The organism is Mesorhizobium sp. M00.F.Ca.ET.216.01.1.1, assembly GCF_004010325.2.
In the GTDB taxonomy this organism is placed as follows: Bacteria; Pseudomonadota; Alphaproteobacteria; order Rhizobiales; family Rhizobiaceae; genus Mesorhizobium.
Map to the genome: position 1 here is coordinate 67,598 of NZ_SADR02000014.1, position 19,010 is coordinate 86,607.

The following is a 19,010-nucleotide window of genomic DNA, read 5'->3' on the forward strand; positions in this document are numbered from 1 at the left end:
AGCCAGCCAAGCTGCGCCGAAGCAAAGAGCGACCTTTGGAATTCCCAAGAACGGACCCTTCCATAGTTGACTGGCAACCGCAGCGCGAGTGCGGGAGAGCGAACAAGCACTGCGTGAGAGGTCCTGCGCGTTTTCCCCTCTTTGCTATTTGGCACATCGCTTGCGCCGAAGTGGGCGCAGCGTTCGACCGGAGCACTGCATGGGAGAAGGAGGAGCCCCACCCCGATCCGGTCAAGGAGAGAAACGGTGTTGGTTCCACAAGTCCCCATAGCGAACGCAGCGGCCCGCAAGCGCCATTTTGCCCGGGCCTACGTGCAGATGCTTGCCGCCATAATCCTGGGTGCTGCAATCGGCTATTTCCATTTGGAGACCGGCCAGAGCCTGAAGCCGCTCGGCGATGCCTTCGTCGATGTCGTCAAGATAATCACCGTACCTGTCATCTTCCTGACAATAGCGACCGGCATTGCCGGCATGAGCGATCTGCAGAAGGTCGGCCGAGTTGCCGCCAAGGCGATGGTTTATTTCCTCACCTTCTCGACACTTGCACTCGTTGTCGGACTGATTGTCGCGAATATCGTTCAGCCTGGCGCCGGCCTCAACATCGATCCGGCCTCGCTCGATGTCCAAGCCGTTAAGGGCTATGTGGCCACGGCTCACGAGCAGTCCGTGACCAGCTTCCTGATGAACATCATCCCATCAACCATTGCCAGTGCCTTCGCGGAAGGCGACATCCTGCAAGTCTTGTTCTTCTCGGTCCTGTTCGGCGCGGTCTGCCGCTACAACGGCCGCTCGATCTTCTCTCTCGTCCGATACATCAAGGACGAGCTGCTGCTCGCAACGTCCTCCTCGGAGGCCGCGCTGCCCTCGCTCATGGAGAAGATGGAAAAGGCCGGCGCCACGCATTCGGTCGTGGGTCTCATTCCATTCAATCTGGACGGCACGAATATGATGCTCGCCGCCCTCTTCATCGCCCAGACGACGAAAACTGATCTGCCGATCGGCTGCCGGATCCTCATGCTGTTCGTCGCATTGTTCCCTTCGAACGGAACAACCCGCATTACCGGTGCAGGCCTCGTCACAATGGCTGCAACGCTCTTTCTTGTTCCGGCCGCACCGGTCACCTCCGTGGGTCTTATTCTTGGCGTCGATCAGCTTATGTCCGAATGCCACGCGCTGACGATATTTCTCCGCAGCGTAGCGGCAACGCTGGCTGTCGCCCGGTCTGGGGCGAGCGGGATAAACGACGATTCGGGGAGCGCCTCACTAGCGGACCGTTCAGCGCTCTGGCGGTGGACGGTCAAGTCGCCCGGCGTGGTGAACGCAGTTCCCCGCGCGAACGACGCTCAGCTATTGGGGTGGGCCCGATGGCGCAAAGCCGTATTTGAGAAACCGCCAGATCGCACCCGCACCTGTGCGCCTGTAGCAACTGCGGGGCACGATCAAAAGCGACCCATTTTACACCGAAAAGGCGGGCCGTTGCTGCCACGCCGTCCATGGATTGGAGCCTCATGTCTAAGACAACGGCCACCACTCTCGCGGTTCTCCTTTTTCTCCTCGCCGTGCTGCTTTCCGTGCTGGCGAGCCATAATAGCGCGCACCCGCCGCGGGAAAGGCCGCCCCCGCCCATGCAGTCGTGCCAATGGACAGTCAAAAGTGGAGCGGCGCACTCGTCAACGACCCCGCTTCGCCAAATCGCCGGCAACCCGGAAGGTCCGGGGACCCTTCAGCGCTCTGCCGGGCGGACGGTCAGTCGCCCGGCGTGGTGAATGGCGGTCGCGGTTGCCCGGCCCGCGCGAACGACGCTCAGCTGGGTGGGGTGGGCCCGATGGCGCAAGGCCATCTTTCCAGAAACCGCCAGAGCGCACCGGCATCTATAGCTGTGCGCCCTCGCGACTGCGCCCTGTGGCAAGTGCGGGGCTCGATCAAAAGCATTTTACACCAAAAGGCGGGCCGTTGCTGCCACGCCGTCCATGGATTGGAGACTCATGTCTAAGCCGACTGCCATCACTGTCGCAGCTCTTCTTTTACTCCTCGCCGTGCTGGCGAGCCAATATAGCGCGAACCTGCACCGGCAGGCGTGGTCGATCGACAGGCAAAAGTGGAGCGGCGCATTCGACAACGACCCCCTTCGCCAATCGCCGGCAACCCGCAAGGCGATGCCGTTCTGGTCATATTCAATGACTACCACAACTGTCCGCATTGCAGACTGGCAGATCTCAACTACCAAAAAGCCTTCAAGAATGATCCCAATCTGAAGCTTGTGATCAGACGGTTCCCGGTCCTGGGACCGGATTCCCAATCGCACTCGCCTCGAGAAAACAGGGAAAGTTCGACGAATTCCACCGCGCCCTTATGACTTCCCCCAGTTGGATCATTGAAAGGATCACTCTCAAGATCGCAGCGCGTGTGGGCCTTGACGTGGAGCAGCTCAAGCGGGAATGCAAGATCCGGCCATCGCAGATGAACTTGCGCGCGTCCGCGCACTCGCGAAAGGTCTGCACATCGACCGTACGCCCGCGTTGGTGGTCGGCGATATAGTGATCGCCCACCTGGTCGACATGGCCAGCTTGCAACGCTTGCTCGCCGATGCGCGCTCAAAGCGTGCAGGCTCTCGTGCGGGGCAGCATCTGTAGATCGGCCACGCTGTTGTTGCCGGAGCGTGCCGTTTGTGGCAGCTGGCTTTGCTGTTGCTCCTCGGCATCTTGTTGCGGTCATCCAGCTGCCGTGGGCGCCAACAACAATCCTGAGCGCCCGCGCCTGAAGGCGCTGGCCGGGTGCTCGTGAACCGAGCCCGCTTATCTTCGCCAGGCTCAGGCGGTCTTGGCCCTGCGGCTTCGCCCCCTGGCGCGGGGCAGCCTTCGGCTGCTGACGGTCGCCGGCCTGTCGGCCGGCGTCGTTTTTATCGTGGCCTTCCCCGGTGGCGCAGGGCGGGCAGCACTCCCTTCTAGGCCCGCCGCGGCGTCCCGCAACCCTTCGCTTTCGCTTCGGGTCCTCCACTCCGTTCCGGTCCTGCGGATGCAGTCCGCCTCCGACGTCGGGCCTTTCCGGTCGCTTTCGCCGCCCACCCCGCTTCCGGGGAGGGCGCGATTGAAGAGCGGAGGACATCACGATGCGTGCAAACAACAAACGTTGCGGCAGCCGACAGGCTGGCGCAGAGAGTGGCGGGCGCACCGGCGCCAGCCTTTATCAGGAAATCACCGACCGCATCATTGCCGAACTGGAGCGCGGCACCGTGCCATGGGTCAAGCCGTGGGGCAGGGCAAGGACAGGCCTCGGCCTGCCGCGGAATGCGGCCACCCAGCGCCGATATTCCGGCATCAATATCCTGATCCTGTGGGGCGGGGTCATCGATCGCGGTTTCCCCAGCCAGAACTGGCTCACCTTCCGGCAGGCGCTTTCCCTAGGTGGCAATGTCAGGAAGGGTGAGCACGGCACCACCATCGTTCACGCTGACCGCTTTGTTCCCAAGAACGAAAAGCAACGCGCCGACACCGATGGCGACGAACCGCAGGCGGTGCCCTTCCTGAAGCGCTTTACCGTCTTCAATGTCGCGCAGTGCGATAATCTGCCCGAACATCTTTATGCCGCCGGCGAGCCTCTGCCTGAGCGCGAGATGGTCCCGCAGGCCGAGGCGCTCATTCATGCAACCGGCGCTGATTTTCGCATCGGCGGCGAGCGCGCCTTCTACATGCCCGGCAGCGACACCATACAGGTGCCGCCGCAGCCGGCTTTCTTCCACCAGATCGACTATTACCGGACCTGCTTTCACGAGCTTGGCCACTGGACCGGCCACCCGACGCGACTCGCGCGCGACCTGTCCGGCTCCTTCGGGTCCAACACCTATGCGCGCGAGGAACTGGTCGCCGAAATCGCATCAGCCTTCATCTGCAGCAGTCTCGGCATCGAGCCGACCGTGCGCCATGCCGACTACATCGGCTCATGGCTGACGGTTTTGCGCGAGGACAACCGCGCCATCTTCCGCGCCGCAAGCCATGCCTCGAAAGCCGCCGATTTCCTGCTTGGCCGCAATGCCGATGTCGAAGGCGAGGCACATGCCGAAACCGCCTATGGAAGCGCGCAATCATCACACGCGGCCGCCTTGCGCCTCTGATGACGCAAAAGCCGCGCAACCAACTCGACAGTTCTTTTGAGGTTGCGCTAACATGGCCGGCGTTGGCGCCGATCGTTTATCGGATCGAGGTTCGCAAAAAAAGGGCGGCATTGCTGCCGCCCCTCGTTGCGAAAGCTGCCAGAGCTGGATTAGAAATCCATACCGCCCATGCCGCCCATGCCGCCCATGCCGCCGCCACCCATGCCGCCAGGCATGCCGCCGCCGCCAGCCGACTCCTTCTTCGGAGCCTCCGCGATCATGGCTTCGGTGGTGACCAGCAGGCCGGCCACCGAGGCCGCGTCCTGGAGAGCGGTGCGGACAACCTTGACCGGATCGACGATGCCCATGGCGATCATGTCGCCATATTCGCCGGTCTGGGCGTTGTAGCCGAAGGTCGCGCCCTTGTTCTCAAGGATCTTGCCGGCAACGATCGATGCTTCCGCACCGGCGTTGGCCGCGATCTGGCGGGCCGGAGCCTGCAGCGCACGACGAACGATGTTGATGCCGGCGGCCTGGTCGGCATTGACGCCGGTGGCCTTGATGTTGGCCGAAGCGCGCAGCAGCGCGACGCCACCACCAGCAACGATGCCTTCTTCGACGGCCGCGCGGGTCGCGTTGAGGGCGTCATCGACGCGGTCCTTCTTTTCCTTGACTTCGACTTCCGTCGCACCGCCGACGCGGATCACCGCAACGCCGCCGGCGAGCTTGGCCAGACGTTCCTGCAGCTTCTCCTTGTCGTAGTCCGAAGTGGTCTCTTCGATCTGCTGCTTGATCTGGGCAACGCGGCCCTGGATCTCGGCCTTCTTGCCGGCGCCGTCGACGATGGTGGTGTTCTCCTTGGAGATCGACACCTTCTTGGCGCGGCCGAGCATGTTGAGGCCGACATTCTCGAGCTTGATGCCGAGGTCTTCCGAGATGACCTGGCCACCGGTGAGGATGGCGATGTCTTCCAGCATGGCCTTGCGGCGATCACCGAAGCCCGGCGCCTTGACGGCGGCGATCTTCAGGCCGCCACGCAGCTTGTTGACGACCAGCGTGGCCAGAGCCTCGCCTTCGACGTCTTCCGAGATGATGAGCAGCGGCTTCGAGGTCTGCACGACGGCTTCGAGAACCGGCAGCATGGCCTGGAGGTTGGACAGCTTCTTCTCGTGCAGGAGGATGTAGACGTCCTCGAGCTCGGCAACCATCTTGTCGGCGTTGGTGACGAAGTAGGGCGAGAGGTAGCCGCGGTCGAACTGCATGCCTTCGACGACTTCGAGTTCGGTCTCGGCGGTCTTGGCTTCCTCAACCGTGATGACGCCTTCGTTGCCGACCTTCTGCATTGCTTCGGCGATCATCTTGCCGACCGAAGCATCGCCGTTGCCGGCGATGGTGCCGACCTGGGCAACCTCTTCGGAGGTCTTGATCTTCTTGGCGTTCTTGATCAGCGTCGCAACGACGTCGGTTACCGCGAGGTCGATGCCGCGCTTCAGGTCCATCGGGTTCATGCCGGCGGCAACCGCCTTGTGGCCTTCCTGGACGATCGACTGCGCCAGAACGGTCGCGGTCGTGGTGCCGTCGCCGGCGATGTCGTTGGTCTTCGAAGCAACTTCGCGGACCATCTGCGCGCCCATGTTCTCGAACTTGTCCTCAAGCTCGATTTCCTTGGCGACGGTGACGCCGTCCTTGCTGATGCGCGGGGCGCCGAACGACTTGTCGATGACGACGTTGCGGCCCTTGGGGCCGAGCGTGACCTTCACCGCGTCGGCGAGGATGTTGACGCCGCGCAGCATGCGCTCGCGGGCATCACGGGAGAATTTTACGTCTTTGGCAGCCATTTTTAGCTCCTGGCAGGGGCTTCAATCGAGCCCGGGAATTCAGTTGACGAAAGGGCCTGATATGAGCCGATGATGCCCATGATGTCGGATTCCTTCATGATCAGAAGGTCTTCGCCATTGAGCTTGACTTCGGTGCCCGACCACTTGCCGAACAGGATGCGATCGCCGGCCTTGACGTCCAGTGGGACGAGCTTGCCGGCTTCGTCACGGGCGCCGGAACCAACGGCGATGATCTCGCCTTCCTGCGGCTTTTCCTTTGCCGTATCCGGGATGATGATCCCGCCAGCGGTCTTGGATTCGGATTCGACCCGGCGAACGACCACGCGGTCATGCAGCGGGCGGAACTTCGACTTTGCCATTTTCGGATTTTTCCCTGGTGCGGATGTTGAGGGGTTTTTGTTAGCACTCGCGATGGACGAGTGCTAACGCGATAGTGAGGTAGGCTGTAAGCGGGCACTCGTCAAGACGGACGAGGGCAGGCGAGGAGCTCTGGCCCCCTCCCCGGTGGAACCCAACGCATACGCGCATCCGCGTTGATGGCTGCGAGCCCCACATTTCCATTGAATTCGGCGTCATGACGCCAACTTGCGCGCGCCGCTTCCAAGTCGTCAGTCGTGCTGCCGTCAGCACGAACATAGGGCTGCGCTTCACTTCCCGTCGAAGCCGCGGCAAGCAGCGTCGCCGTCAGCACGCTCCTTTGCAGATGCTTGCCAAAGGTGGACAGTGAGCGCACCTGCGCCGGGCTGTTGGTGCGAACGTAAGACGTCATTGACAACTCCTTTTTGCAAGTCGAGCCCTTCTCCACCTTCGGCCGCCGTCGACGCGAAGAAGTCCGCATCGCGTTGATGACGAGCTGCGAAAAAGAGAAAGATGTGTTTGATGGCTGCGGCCCCAACGGTGCCTTCAGATTTGAGATCACTTCCGCCGCGAGCGGCTGAAGCTCCTCGCAACGTCACAATCGAATCTGCTGCCAAGCCTCCAGGAAAGGAGAGCATTGCTCATCTCGCGCTTGTGCATGCAGTCAACCTTCGATCCGTGTTGCCACATCTCAAGTGCAAATGCCGTGCCAAAGCTCACTGGGTAGTGAACGCATGGCTCTCCCTGAAAACCTCACAAATCCAGCATGGTCAATTGTGCGGAACCCGACATGCGTCTTCTGCCACTGTCAGCTTTCGGACAGGCATGACGCGTTTCGCGCCGACCACCGGTCGATCGGTTTTGGGGCCGGTCTGTTCGCCTCATAAGAGCGCGTCACGTTGCGTAGCGGTTTCCCGAGCGCCGCCACATGACACTGGACCTGCAGGTAGCACCGGCTTCTCATCCAGCCTTGCTTTGGCCCCTTCGCGTATCAAATTCCCGCTGGCGAGCCCTGCTTTCATAGATCGCACCATGCCGGATGTCTGCTCTGGCGCCCGACCCGCTGGCACGATCTCGATCCGGCATAAGGGCGCAGCATCTTTGCAGGCCGTTTCATCCCGGCGTCCTGCTTGGCTGAAAGACCGCACTTGGCGAGCGGTCTCCATGCTCTCTCCAAGGACCATCCCTGCGGCTGGCTTGTCGACCTATGGGCGGGTCCGGCCGCCCGAAACCCTCGCCATCAGCTTTTTTCCCCGCCGCCTGCGGCGGCTTCCTCGCGCCGCTTCGCTCACAAAAAAGCTGCCCGCTCGGATCCTTCGCTGTCGCTGCGGCCCTGTCGGATTCAGGCGGTCCTGACGCGCCCATTACGGTGCGCCATCGCAGGGGATGGTCCCCGGCGAAACCACAAAAGGAGACTTCGAAATGACCGCGATCGGTTACGTCAACAAGCAGGAAAACGGCGCCTACAAGGGCCAGCTCAAGACGCTCAGCGTCCGCGCCGACATCGATATCGTCCCCAACCAGGCCAAGAGCGCCGACAACCATCCCGACTTCCGGGTGCTTACGCAAGGAGTCGAAGTTGGCGCCGGCTGGATCCGCACCGGCGAGACTTCCGGCAAGGATTATGTGAGCCTGTCGATTGCAGCGCCGGAGTTCGGACCGCGCAAGCTCTACGCCAATCTCGGCCGCGCCGCCGGCCAGGACGATCACGACACCTACGCCATCATCTGGAACCCGGCCGACTGACCGGCCGAGATAGAGCCTCGCGCCGCAGCCCCGGCGCGGGGCTCATTCCCAGGAGTTCCACCCAAACCCCGTCCGCCCTAAAGGGCGGCGAAAACTCTCCCCCGACTCTTCGCCCGTCCCCGAGACGATCTCCCTCGCCCATCCTCGCCCTCGCTTGTCCGAAGCGAAACGAGGATCATCATGGACGACGAAAACGAACGCGCGGCCCGCGCGAAAAAGGGCAGCCCGTTTCTCAGCACAGCCCAAGCCGCCTTCTATATCGGGCTCTCCCAGCGCACGCTCGAAAAGATGCGGCTCAAGGGCGGCGGCCCGAAATTCCGCAAGCACGGCCGCTATGTCCGCTATCACATCGACGAACTCGACCATTGGTCGAAAGGACACCCGCAGCACTCCACCGCCGGCGATGGCAAGGCCGGTTCCGGCCAGGGCGGCACGGGAGGCCGTTCATGAGGCGGCGCCCTTCCATCCATCTGATCGGCAGCCGCCTGAGGCGTGTTCGAGCCCGTAAGACGGTCGCCTTGGCCGCGGCCGGTCTCGGTCTTTTGGGCTTCACGGCGCTGGGAAAGCCCACCCCTTGGCTGGTCTGGAACGCCTCGGCCAGCGCGCCGATCGGCCTTTACCGCATCGCTGCGGGAGCGCTGGCGCGTGGCGATCTCGTGCTCGTGCGCCCGCCTGAATACGCGGCGTATCTCGCCGCCGAGCGCAGCTATCTGCCTCGCAATGTGCCGCTGGCAAAACGTCTTGCAGCGCTGCCGGACGATAATGTCTGCGCCTTCAATGACGCCATCATCATCGGCGGCGACATCGTCGCGCGCCGGCTCAAAATCGACGCCGAAGGCCGACCTTTGCCATGGTGGAACGGCTGCCGAGCGCTCGGGGATAACGAGGTTTTCCTGCTCGGCAGCGACAAAAACCGCTCCTTCGACAGCCGCTATTTCGGGCCTGTTCCCACTCAAAATGTCATCGGGAGGCTCGTACCGCTATGGACCGAGTGACCCTCCTCTTGTTGGGCATGATCGCCATTGCGCCATGCGCCTGTTCCGCCTCGACCGGCGCTGAGCCGGTCGCCATCTCCCAAAGTCCGCAGCTGCGAAAGTGGCAGACGTTGGTATCGGAAGCAAGCCGGCGCTTCCATATTCCCCAAGCCTGGATCTATGCCGTCATGGCTGCCGAAAGCGGCGGCAAGACAATGCGCGGCGGCCGCCCCATCACCTCCCCCGCTGGCGCCATGGGCCTCATGCAGGTGATGCCCGGCACCTATGAGGAGATGCGGGTCGAACACGGCCTTGGGCCTAACCCCCACGATCCGCGCGACAATATCCTGGCCGGCACGGCCTATCTCAGCGCCATGTATGACCGCTTCGGATTTCCTGGCCTGTTTGGCGCCTACAATGCCGGTCCCGAGCGCTACGACGAGCATTTGAAGCGTGGCAAACCGCTGCCAGAAGAGACCGTCGAGTACCTCGACCAACTCAAGGCGGCCGGAGTTTCGGCGGCCGACATCGAGGCGTTCGAAAGCCAATCTGTCGCTCCAAAGGCGCAAATCGCTCCTCTCGGACGGTCGCTGTTCTTCATTCATGACGGTGTTCACTCAGGCGTGCGAAACGGCGATCTCTTCGTGCCGCTCGGCAAGGACGGCGCGCAGCCGAAGGAGCCGGTGCGTTAGCCATGGGCGGACGGGGGCGCGTCTGGCGGGGCTGGGCGCGTAAGGCAAGATAAAGGTACCGCCTCCAGGAGGCGGTTAAATCTTTGTCTGCACATCGTTTTTCCAGGAGGCTGCCGCCGGTGCCAAGAGGGTTGGACGTGTAAGTGTCTGATTTTGCTTGATATGTCTGGGAGGCTCGCATGAAGGATGACGAGTTCAGGCCGAAGCTCGGCAAAATCGGGTCGCGCGGCTCGAAGGCAGGCAAACGCTATGCCGGTCAAGTCCGGGCAGCCGTCAACCGAGCCGGCGGCCAGCCCCAGCCCGGCGGTCGCTTCACGGGCAGCCGGACAGGGCGCGGCGGGGCGGCTGCGGCGCTGCTGAAATCGCGCGACCGGTATGCCGCCTTCCGCCAGCGCCGGGTGATCGTCAAGGCGCGGATCGTCAAGCTCGCCGGCAAGGGCGCGGACGGGGCGCGTGCCCATCTACGCTATCTTCAGCGCGACGGCGTCACCCGAGAAGGTGCGCCTGGCGAGCTCTACGGCGCCGACAGCGACCGCGTCGACGGCAAGGCGTTCATCGATCGCGCGGACGGCGACCGCCACCAATTCCGCTTCATCGTCGCTGCCGAAGACGGCATCGAGTATGAAGACCTGAAGGCGCTGACGCGGCGGCTCATGGCGCAGATGCAGGAAGACCTCGGCACGAAGCTCGACTGGGTCGCGGTTGATCATTTCAACACCGGCCACCCGCACAGCCACATCATCGTCCGAGGCAGGGACGACCGTGGCGAGAACCTGGTCATCGCGCGCGAATATATCTCATCTGGCATCCGCGAGCGGGCGGCCGAGCTGGTCAGCCTCGATCTCGGTCCGCGAACCGACCGCGAGATTGAGCTTCGCCTGCGCCGGGAAATGGAGCAGGAACGCTTCACCAGCATCGACCGTCGGCTGCTCAGCATGCGTGATGATGACGGGCTGGTCTCGCCGGGCGGTCCCGACGCCATTCGCCAGACGCTGCACCAGGGACGGCTGCGCAAGCTCGAGCGGATGGGTCTGGCCGCGGAGGTCGGCGCTGGCTCCTGGCGCCTCGACGATGAGCTCGAAGCCACGCTGCGCCGCACCGGCGAACGCGGCGACATCATCAAGACCATCCACCGCGAACTGGCCGGCAAGGGGCTTGCACGCAGTGCCGCCGACTGGGTGATCCACGATCGAGCCGGCGAGCCCGTCCAGTCTCTCGTCGGTCGCGTTGTCGCGCGTGGACTGGCCGACGAGATCAATGACCGCTACTACATGATCGTCGACGCCGTCGACGGTAAGAGCCATTGGATCGACATCGGTAGAGGCGAGGCGATGGAAACGATGCCTAATGGCTGCATCGTGCGTGTCGCGCCAAGGAACACCGAGCCGAGGCGGGTCGATCGTACCATCGCCGAAATCGCCGCCGCGAATGGCGGCCGTTACGACGTCGATATCCACCTGAAGCATGACCCATCCGCCACCGAGAGCTTTGCGCGAACGCATGTGCGGCGGCTGGAGGCGATCCGCCGCGCGACCGGCGGCGTTGAGCGAGAGCCGAACGGCACCTGGCTCATCGCGCCGGACCATCTCGATCGCGTCGCGAATTATGAGGGCCAGCGGGCCAGGGCCGAGCCTTTCGTTGTCGACAAGCTCTCCTCAATGGCGCTGGAGCGACAGGTCAGCTTCAACGGCGCCACCTGGCTCGACCGGGAGCTGGTTGCCGATAGACCCGAGCCTTTGCACGGATCCGGCTTCGGCTGCGACGTGAGAGAGGCGCAAGCTCGCCGGCGGGAGTGGCTGATCGCGCAAGGCCACGCGCATGAAGAACAGGATCGGATCGTCTATCGAGCCAACATGCTTTCGATCCTGCGCCAGCGAGAACTGAACCGTGTTGCTGGCCAACTGTCGGAGGAACTTGGCCTGCCCTATGCCGAAGCGCGATCCGGAGGACGAGTAGAGGGTACGCTCCGCCGCTCCGTCGAGCTTGCCAGCGGAAAATATGCCGTCGTTGAGAAGTCGCGCGAGTTCACGCTGGTGCCATGGCGGCCGGTGCTTGAGCGCCATGTGGGCAAGGAGGTCTCCGGTGTCGTGAGTGGGGAGGGGATTTCATGGACCGTCGGCCGGCAAAGGAGCGGACCTGGTGTTTCGTGAGATGGTGTACAGCTTTTTTAGCCAGCGGCGCGGGCAGCCATGCGAGCCCGCGTAGACCTTATGGCCGCACGCCCGCAATCGGTCGCATGGACCTGCCAGGCGGGGCGGCTTTGGAGCGTTCGGACCCGACACGCTGCGTGAGTGGCCAGACTTCGAGCGCTCGAAGATGCGGACTGTTGTCTGCTGGCCGGCGTTATTCCGGCTGGCCTATGACCGCGGCGCAACAGTTCACCGCTGAAGTTGCCACGGGCGAACATCGACAAGAGAAAAAACACCATTGCGCGATACAAATCGCCGTTGAAAGCGTTTAGGTTGCATGCGCTTCGCCAAGTAAACGGATACCCCAGAAGAGAGCCATGACCACGGCCCGCCATATCGTGACGCTGCTTAAAAGCCACATTGCCGGCGACGAGGATCGTTTCCTCTCTATCGCGATGCAGCTTGCTGCGCATGAGGCACGTCAAGGCCATGGCAAGCTTGCTCAGGAGCTCAAGGATCTGGTCGACGCAGCCAAGAGCAGGGACGCCCGGATTGCCAAGAGCAGTCGGCCGGTTCCCCTTTTTCAGCCAAAGGGCGAGCTCGCAGGGCTCCTGCATGTGCGCTATCCGGACCTGCGACTGACCGACATGATTTTGCCGGACAGTCTGCGCTCGCGCCTGCACCGCGTGCTGGGAGAGGCAGCGCCAACAAGCAAGCTTGCGCGAGCACGGGCTTGTTCCCCGTCGCAAACTGCTTCTGGTCGGCCCGCCAGGATCAGGCAAGACGATGACCGCATCGGCATTGGCCGGGGAGCTTCATCTGCCCCTTTTCACGATCGTCCTCGATGGTTTGATCACCAAGTTCATGGGAGAGACTGCCGGAAAGCTGCGGCTTGTTTTTGATGCAATGCAGGCGACGCGGGGCGTCTACTTCTTTGACGAATTCGATGCCATCGGCGCGCGTCGAGGCGAACGCCAGGATGTTGGCGAGATTCGGCGCGTGCTGAATTCGTTTCTGCAGTTTCTCGAGCAAGACGACAGCCACAGCCTGATTATTGCTGCAACAAATCATCCCGAGCTGCTCGACAGAGCTTTGTTCCGCCGTTTCGACGATGTCATCGAATACGCCGTGCCCGATCGGCCGATTATCGAGGCGCTGCTTCGGGCTCGACTCGACCGCTTCGACACCAGAGGGCTTGCCTGGAACGAGGCGATCTCTCAGGCAGAGAGACTGTCGCAGGCCGAGATCACCCGCGCGGCCGACGACGCTGCAAAAACCATCATATTGCGGGGGGGCGGATCACCTCGGAAGCGCTCATCGACGCTCTGAAGGAACGCCGGCAGGCTTCGCTGTCTGAGTAGCGACAGCACAGATCATAATGGCAGACGATTTTCCGCGCGACCGCGCCCATATCCACCTTCGCAACAACGGCATTCGGGAAGCCTATCGGCGGCCCAACCAACTTATACATGCACCGCCGCTGCCGGCGCGTGATCGGGCGTCGCATGCTGCGGCCTTGACGCAATCCATCGAACAAGCGGTCGAAAGTGCACGCCAGCAGATTGCGGCGCGTGACCCCCAGCTGTCGGTCGGCACGCCTGGCTTTTATCTCGAGATCGATCTGCCCATGTCCGGACGGGCGGCCCTCGACCAGTTGGCCGATCGTCGCCAGCACATGGAGCTGGTCGCCGTCCATGAGCCAACTCAACCCGGTGCTCCCATCACAGCGTCGGTGTTCCTGCCGCAAAGCGCGCAAGCCTATTATTTGCGGAAAGTCGAGGCGTATCGAGACGTTGACACTGACCGCGGCAGACCGCGCAACGAGCCGCTCGTCTCCCGCATGGAGACAGTCAGGCTGGCGACTGCACGATCGTTGTTTACCGACCACGACGACCTCTTCCCCCGGGCCGCTGACGAGCAGGTGTGGTGGGAAGTCTGGCTGCGCGACGGTCCCGCGAGAACTTCGAGCACATTGCCGAAGCCCTGAACATCACTTTGCGCACGCATGCGGTCAGGTTTCCGGAGCGGGTGGTCATGCTGGCACTCGCCAGCACGGCAATGCTCGACCGCATGATTGCGCACAGCGATGTCGTCGCCGAGCTGCGGCGCGCGAAGGATACGCCGTCCTTCTTCATGGGCCTTGGCGGCGCGGAGCAAAGGGACTGGAGCGACGAGCTTCTCGGGCGCGTCAGACCGCCTCAACCGATATTGCGGTCTGCATTCTCGACAGCGGCGTGCGTCGCACCCACCCGTTGATCGAACCCGCACTTGCCGTTGAAGACTGGCACACCGTCAAACCGGCATGGGGCAGCGACGACACACCTGCGTGGAGCGGCCACGGGACGCGAATGGCAGGTGTCGGCCTGTACGGTGATCTGGTCCCGCTCCTGGTCGGAGGCGATCCAGTTCCATTGCCCTTTCGGCTGGAGAGTGTTCGTATCCTTCCGCCAGAAGACGAGGCAAACGATCCAGAACTCTATGGCGCGATCACCGCGGAAGCGATCGCCCGCGCCGAGGTGCAGGCGCCGGAGCGCCGCCGCGCGATCGCAATGGCTGTGACAAGCGCCAGTCCGGCGCGTGGAAGGCCCACATCGTGGTCTGCCGCTATCGACCAACTCTGTTTCGAAGAGGAACAGCGACGCTTGATCGTTCTCTCTGCCGGCAACATCGGCGATGACCTCATGCCGGCCGAGCATTTGACGCGCAACGATCTGGAAGCAGTCGATGATCCTTCTCAGGCCTGGAATGCGCTGACGGTCGGCGCTTTCACAGAAAAGGTCGATATCATTGACACCGACTTTGCGGGCTACGCTCCGATCGCGCCGGTCGGCGAGCTCTCGCCGCGCAGTCGCACTTCGGTCGTTTGGGACAGGCAGTGGCCGGTGAAGCCCGAGGTCGTCTTCGAAGGCGGCAATCTCGCCCATGACGGTGTGTTGCCTGGCGAGCCGATCGACGATCTGCAGATATTGACCACTTTCTATCGACCCGAACTGCGCCACTTCACCACCCTCGGAGATACGAGCGCGGCAACGGCCCATGCCGCACGGATGGCGGGACTAATTCTATCAGCGCGCCCCGAGCTGTGGCCTGAAACGGTTCGCGCCCTGATCGTCCACTCGGCCGAATGGACTCCGGCGATGCGCGCACGCATCGATGCGTGCAACGGAGCGAAGGGCGAGATCCAGGCGCTCGTGCGGCGCTATGGTTATGGCGTGCCAGATCTTGGGCGCGCGCTTCTGTCAACGGTGAACGACCTCACGCTTATCGTTGAAGATGAGCTTCAGCCTTTCCAGCGCGAGGGCGGCGCGGCTGCCAAAACGCGTGACATGAAGCTGCATCGCCTGCCTTGGCCGAAGGAGCAGCTCGCGGCGCTCGGCGCTGCCCAGGTCGAGCTCCGCGTCACGCTGTCCTATTTCATCGAACCCAACCCCGGTGAACGCGGATGGACCCGCCGGCATCGTTACGCGTCCCATGGTCTTCGGTTCAGAGTAAAGTCAGCGACCGAGACAGTCGACGAATTCCGAGCCCGCATCAATCAGGCCGCTCGGGACGAGGAGGAAGGGGCGCCTGCTGGAGGCGGAGAAGAGTGGCTGCTCGGCACCTTCCGCGATCGCGGCTCGTTGCACGCCGATTTCTGGTCGGGCAGCGCCGCCGATCTCGCCGAGCGTGACGCGATCGGCGTGTTCCCGGTCGGGGGCTGGTGGAAGGAGAAGCCTTACCTGGAACGCGTCGACGCTCTGGCTCGGTACGCCCTGATTGTGACGATTCGGGCGCCTGGGGTCGATGTTGACATCTTCACACCCGTCGAAGCAGCCCTGACTGTCGAGACGTCGGTCGAGACCTGATGCAGCACTGTCCAAACCGGCCAACAACGGAGGTTTGACCAGCCTCTGGTGCCATGGCGGCTGGTGCTGGATCATCACGTCGGCAAGGAGGTGTCAGGGATCATGCGCGGAGGACGATAGGCGGGCAAAGGAGCGGGCCAAGCGTGTCATAATGGCGCCCATGGTCACGCCCACAAGCCGCGCCCCCTGCGTCCACGGAGAGGTGCGCGTCTGCTTAGGCGGCCGAGACATCGCTTACCTGATCAACGGGCTCGCCGTATTTGCGCCTGTAAGCGGCAATGAAATCGTCGTCGCTACAGATGCAGCGGCCGCTGGAGTCCTTGGCCTTCGGATCGTGCAAGTGAGAGCCAAGGGGGCGCAGAAGATTCACCCGAGTGCTCGTCGTCGGGCTCATGGGAAACCCCGCACTATGTTTGACCAAATCCGCGGCAAGCATAATCCCGGCAAGCACCGACTGAAAGGCCATCGGAACGACAGTTCGAACGCGGCGACTTCCTTCGCTAAGCTGGAACACCAGACCGCCGCAGATAGCCTGCTGATAAAAGGAGCGCAGGGGCTGGCCGACAAACGGGGCTAGCGGTTCAAACGGCACAGCCATCGCTGTAGCCACGCGAACTACAAAGTCGTTGGGAACTCCGGCATTGGTCTGCAGGAGCGTTTTCACCTGCTCGTGTGCTTCCGGTATTCCGAGTTCCTCGGCAATCAGCTGGTGCTCGTCCTTGGATTTTCCGGATGGCAGGTACATGCAACAAAGGCAAGCCTGGCCGTCATCGAAACCATGCCGGGAGATACCGAGATCGTGCTCCTGCGTCCAAGCGTTTGCGATCCATCGCGGCAGTGCACCTTGGACAGCCAGACGGTCGGCGGCGGTGTCAAGCGCCACACCCACTTGGTCGAAGACCCAATTGCCCCGGCGCGCAACATATTCTGCCCACGTCAGAGGGTGCGCCTCGACCTCAAGGGCAGTCGATCTAAGGGCGGTGGCTGCAAGAACCGCCTTGGACATACCAATCTCCGCCTGGCCGGCCAATGCGTAGCGCTGCAGGTTTGAGAGTTCGATCGCTTCGTGATCGATTACATGCAGACGACCCTTGAGATCGGGTTGTCTCGCTAGCGCCCAAAGCGAGCCATGGCCTATCGCACCGAGCCCAACGAGGTGGGTTTCGCCAAGGTCGACTGGAAAGTCGATCGGGCCAGCCTCCCCGGCTTTGGTCTTGTCGTAGCTGCATAGCGAGAGGTCGATGGTTTCGTCCAACTCGGCGCCGGTCAACTGGGCGGCGAAGATAGTTCGAAAGACGTTGGCGGCGCCGAAGCAACTGGCGGCGCCAGCTCCATAAGGCAGCAGACTTGGGCCAGAGCCCACCGGGTCCGTACGCGACAGCTTTGCCGCCCAACCGTCCGATCCCACGAAAAAGATCGGGCACCGGAGTGATGGGCGCGTTACCCCTGCAACGACGCAGACGGTGGCAGACTTGCCGGAACGCCGGATGCCGACTTTTGGATTGATCGACTTTGCCAAGCGCTCCAGCGCTTGGGCTTGAGAGCTCGCCGCGCTGTCCAGCGGGAGTATCGCCAGAACCGGGTAGAGCCTAGCGAGCAATCTCACCGCAAGATCTAATGTCGCCTGGCCTTCGGCGCAGGAAGCGGCCTGATGGTCGAAGGCGACTGCCACGACCTGCTTTTCAAGAGCTGCTTTGAAGTCTCCCAGATGAAAATCGGCCAGGACCTGAGATGCCGCCGTGGCGGCGCGATCGATGAAGTTAGCGAATGCCATTGTTCAACTCGATATCATGATCATTCGCGACAGTGCCGCGGGAGGGAGCGCATTCCATTTGGCCTTTTCGTCAAGCCGATAGGCGGCGACCCGAGCAAAATCGAAAGGCTCGCGGGCGAAATTCGGCACCACCAGCGACAGACACCCAACCGTGGTAGCAACCGCATAAGCGTCGTCCGTCGTCGAATGGTAGGCGCGGCCCGGATGGCTGTGAATCTGGGCCAAGAGTTTCAGGCCGCTTTTGTAGAGCCAGACATTGAGCCGGTGCAGTTCTTCGGCCGCAACGATCACGCAAACGCCATCGTTTGTTCGAATGTGACGCTGCGCCGGGATAACCGTCTCTGTTACGGCAAAGTGCCGGTCTTCCTGAACGCCGACCCAAAGTGCCATCCCCTCATTGCCCTCGCGACCAACTGAGCGCAGATGCCCATGCGTGGTCGAGATGCAGCCGCGCGGGAGAGTCACGATCGTTACATCTCTCAAACCAGTCATTCTTGTATCGCCTGAGGGGATACCACCATTCCTACGATTGTCGGTTGGAGTTGAATCTGCAACTGCTCTATAGGAACGATTCCGTACTTGATGATCTTGTCCAGGATGAAGGCCAAACAGCCTTCGCCAGAACCCCGATGAAGTAGCCATGGATCACCTGAATGGGCTGGATTGTCGTGGTATTCCCGGACGCCCGCCATGCACAGGAATGGTTCGTCCTCGGGACTGTTGGCCTGGATGAAGTCCGTCAGCGGCACGGCGTTCTGCTGGATGAGAGCTCCTATCATCTCCGGCGGCGTTCCGGGCAGCGGCGGACGTCTAAGCATTTTCAGGTATAGATCTTTCCGGGCAATCGGATCACGCGTAAACGGATCGACGAAGACCACGGACGGTGGTCTTAAGTCGTAGTCGGTGAAGTCGACCTCGCTCGCTGCGCTGACCACCCGTGGCTTTAACTTGGGGCTGGCGAAAATGAAGAAAGCGCGCGGAAAAGTCGCCTCGATCAAGAAGCAGCCCTGAGCCCGATAGACATCAGCATATGGCCGGAACCGGCCGATCTCCCGATCAAACTTCGCTCGGGAGACCTCCGGATCCACACTTTGGGGTTTAGGCACCTGCGACGCCCGCCTTCAGGCTGAGGAACAGGGTCACAGTATTCGGGAAACCGAAATCGCCAAGCTTCTTGTCGACGTCGAGCAAGTTGCCGGCCTCATCCTTGAATTCCCAATTCTCGGCTGGTTGGGCGACATTCTGCGTGTTCTCAAGGGCTTTGGTACGAATGACGTGAAGCGGCTGGTTGGGATTGGCTTCGACCTGCGTGGGCTGGCCGTTCACCACCACCGTGATCTCGATCTTGCCCGGTCCGCCGCCGTGATTATCGCCCTTACCCGAATCCTTCGACATTGTCCTACTCCTGTGGCTTGCCAACCGCCCCACGCCCTGGCACCCACCTGCGAGTGAGACCGGCGGTCTTCAATCGTTCACCCGGCGCCACGGCCGCGAGTACGCGAAAGACAGGGGATAAGCTACCGAATCGGTGCTTGCCTTCTTTTATGGGTGACTTGAGCCGCAAG

The 19,010-nt window shown here is 62.3% G+C and carries 14 protein-coding genes and 4 pseudogenes; 11 read left to right on the forward strand and 7 right to left on the reverse strand.

Annotation, left to right across the window (positions count from 1 at the left end; genetic code table 11):
* Positions 1 to 249: 249 nt before the first annotated feature.
* The 4 genes and pseudogenes from EN859_RS39320 to EN859_RS19010 all read left to right on the forward strand — a co-directional run.
* Positions 250 to 1,221, forward strand: a pseudogene (locus tag EN859_RS39320) (cation:dicarboxylase symporter family transporter); the annotation flags it as partial.
* An 877-nt stretch (positions 1,222 to 2,098) separates the two neighbouring features.
* Positions 2,099 to 2,356 (forward strand): thioredoxin domain-containing protein, encoded by a 258-nt coding sequence (locus tag EN859_RS39325; RefSeq protein ID WP_236370634.1) that lies wholly within the window; start codon positions 2,099 to 2,101, stop codon positions 2,354 to 2,356.
* An 82-nt stretch (positions 2,357 to 2,438) separates the two neighbouring features.
* Positions 2,439 to 2,633, forward strand: a complete 195-nt coding sequence (locus EN859_RS39330) for a hypothetical protein (RefSeq protein WP_051695369.1) — start codon at positions 2,439 to 2,441, stop codon at positions 2,631 to 2,633.
* Between the two features lie 476 nt (positions 2,634 to 3,109).
* Positions 3,110 to 4,111: a zincin-like metallopeptidase domain-containing protein gene (locus EN859_RS19010; protein ID WP_051695374.1), complete on the forward strand. Its 1,002-nt coding sequence runs from the start codon at positions 3,110 to 3,112 to the stop codon at positions 4,109 to 4,111.
* 149 nt (positions 4,112 to 4,260) lie between these two features.
* Here the strand turns inward: EN859_RS19010 and groL are convergent, their stop codons facing one another.
* The 3 genes and pseudogenes from groL to EN859_RS19025 all read right to left on the reverse strand — a co-directional run bounded on the left by groL (position 4,261) and on the right by EN859_RS19025 (position 6,923).
* Entirely contained in the window at positions 4,261 to 5,928 is a 1,668-nt protein-coding gene (groL, locus tag EN859_RS19015) for a chaperonin GroEL (RefSeq protein ID WP_126089904.1), read from the reverse strand.
* A gap of 65 nt (positions 5,929 to 5,993) precedes the next feature.
* Positions 5,994 to 6,287 (reverse strand): annotated as a pseudogene (gene groES, locus EN859_RS19020) (co-chaperone GroES); the annotation flags it as partial.
* 288 nt (positions 6,288 to 6,575) lie between these two features.
* Positions 6,576 to 6,923, reverse strand: a complete 348-nt coding sequence (locus tag EN859_RS19025) for a hypothetical protein (RefSeq protein ID WP_126038541.1) — start codon at positions 6,921 to 6,923, stop codon at positions 6,576 to 6,578.
* A 784-nt stretch (positions 6,924 to 7,707) separates the two neighbouring features.
* Here EN859_RS19025 and EN859_RS19030 point away from each other — a divergent pair.
* The 7 genes and pseudogenes from EN859_RS19030 (at position 7,708) to EN859_RS19060 (ending at position 15,671) form a co-directional block, all read left to right on the forward strand.
* Positions 7,708 to 8,031: a DUF736 domain-containing protein gene (locus tag EN859_RS19030; protein WP_029354915.1), complete on the forward strand. Its 324-nt coding sequence runs from the start codon at positions 7,708 to 7,710 to the stop codon at positions 8,029 to 8,031.
* A gap of 180 nt (positions 8,032 to 8,211) precedes the next feature.
* A complete protein-coding gene (locus EN859_RS19035) occupies positions 8,212 to 8,481 on the forward strand; it encodes a helix-turn-helix domain-containing protein (RefSeq protein ID WP_029354917.1) in 270 nt (89 codons plus the stop codon).
* Positions 8,478 to 9,026 (forward strand): S26 family signal peptidase, encoded by a 549-nt coding sequence (locus tag EN859_RS19040; RefSeq protein ID WP_029354919.1) that lies wholly within the window; start codon positions 8,478 to 8,480, stop codon positions 9,024 to 9,026. Before EN859_RS19035 ends, EN859_RS19040 begins: the two co-directional genes overlap by 4 nt.
* The gene (locus EN859_RS19045; RefSeq protein WP_024505647.1) at positions 9,014 to 9,697 is read left to right on the forward strand and encodes a lytic transglycosylase domain-containing protein; all 684 of its coding nucleotides are present in this window, start codon (positions 9,014 to 9,016) and stop codon (positions 9,695 to 9,697) included. Before EN859_RS19040 ends, EN859_RS19045 begins: the two co-directional genes overlap by 13 nt.
* A gap of 179 nt (positions 9,698 to 9,876) precedes the next feature.
* The gene (gene rlxS, locus EN859_RS19050) at positions 9,877 to 11,847 is read left to right on the forward strand and encodes a relaxase/mobilization nuclease RlxS (protein ID WP_126089902.1); all 1,971 of its coding nucleotides are present in this window, start codon (positions 9,877 to 9,879) and stop codon (positions 11,845 to 11,847) included.
* Between the two features lie 356 nt (positions 11,848 to 12,203).
* Positions 12,204 to 13,187 (forward strand): annotated as a pseudogene (locus EN859_RS19055) (ATP-binding protein).
* 17 nt (positions 13,188 to 13,204) lie between these two features.
* Positions 13,205 to 15,671, forward strand: a pseudogene (locus EN859_RS19060) (S8 family peptidase).
* Between the two features lie 214 nt (positions 15,672 to 15,885).
* Here the strand turns inward: EN859_RS19060 and EN859_RS19065 are convergent.
* From EN859_RS19065 to EN859_RS19080, 4 genes are read right to left on the reverse strand one after another with little or no spacing between them, the layout of a single operon-like run.
* Positions 15,886 to 17,445, reverse strand: coding sequence for an E2 ligase fold family C protein (locus EN859_RS19065; protein ID WP_091595803.1), 1,560 nt, complete (start codon positions 17,443 to 17,445; stop codon positions 15,886 to 15,888).
* A gap of 3 nt (positions 17,446 to 17,448) precedes the next feature.
* Complete coding sequence (locus EN859_RS19070; RefSeq protein ID WP_091595801.1) at positions 17,449 to 17,937, reverse strand: Mov34/MPN/PAD-1 family protein; 489 nt, start codon at positions 17,935 to 17,937, stop codon at positions 17,449 to 17,451.
* The gene (locus EN859_RS19075; protein ID WP_091595799.1) at positions 17,934 to 18,551 is read right to left on the reverse strand and encodes a putative metal-binding protein; all 618 of its coding nucleotides are present in this window, start codon (positions 18,549 to 18,551) and stop codon (positions 17,934 to 17,936) included. Before EN859_RS19075 ends, EN859_RS19070 begins: the two co-directional genes overlap by 4 nt.
* On the reverse strand, positions 18,544 to 18,840 hold the full coding sequence (locus EN859_RS19080; RefSeq protein ID WP_024505654.1) for a DUF2604 domain-containing protein: 297 nt from the start codon (positions 18,838 to 18,840) through the stop codon (positions 18,544 to 18,546). Before EN859_RS19080 ends, EN859_RS19075 begins: the two co-directional genes overlap by 8 nt.
* Positions 18,841 to 19,010: the final 170 nt, after the last annotated feature.

Coding starts and splice junctions, on each gene's coding strand:
- EN859_RS39330 (WP_051695369.1), top strand. CDS start 2,439: ATGCAAGATCCGGCCATCGCAGATGAACTTGCGCGCGTCCGCGCACTC.
- EN859_RS19010 (WP_051695374.1), top strand. CDS start 3,110: ATGCGTGCAAACAACAAACGTTGCGGCAGCCGACAGGCTGGCGCAGAG.
- groL (WP_126089904.1), bottom strand. CDS start 5,928: ATGGCTGCCAAAGACGTAAAATTCTCCCGTGATGCCCGCGAGCGCATG.
- EN859_RS19025 (WP_126038541.1), bottom strand. CDS start 6,923: ATGCTCTCCTTTCCTGGAGGCTTGGCAGCAGATTCGATTGTGACGTTG.
- EN859_RS19030 (WP_029354915.1), top strand. CDS start 7,708: ATGACCGCGATCGGTTACGTCAACAAGCAGGAAAACGGCGCCTACAAG.
- EN859_RS19035 (WP_029354917.1), top strand. CDS start 8,212: ATGGACGACGAAAACGAACGCGCGGCCCGCGCGAAAAAGGGCAGCCCG.
- EN859_RS19040 (WP_029354919.1), top strand. CDS start 8,478: ATGAGGCGGCGCCCTTCCATCCATCTGATCGGCAGCCGCCTGAGGCGT.
- EN859_RS19045 (WP_024505647.1), top strand. CDS start 9,014: ATGGACCGAGTGACCCTCCTCTTGTTGGGCATGATCGCCATTGCGCCA.
- rlxS (WP_126089902.1), top strand. CDS start 9,877: ATGAAGGATGACGAGTTCAGGCCGAAGCTCGGCAAAATCGGGTCGCGC.
- EN859_RS19065 (WP_091595803.1), bottom strand. CDS start 17,445: ATGGCATTCGCTAACTTCATCGATCGCGCCGCCACGGCGGCATCTCAG.
- EN859_RS19070 (WP_091595801.1), bottom strand. CDS start 17,937: ATGACTGGTTTGAGAGATGTAACGATCGTGACTCTCCCGCGCGGCTGC.
- EN859_RS19080 (WP_024505654.1), bottom strand. CDS start 18,840: ATGTCGAAGGATTCGGGTAAGGGCGATAATCACGGCGGCGGACCGGGC.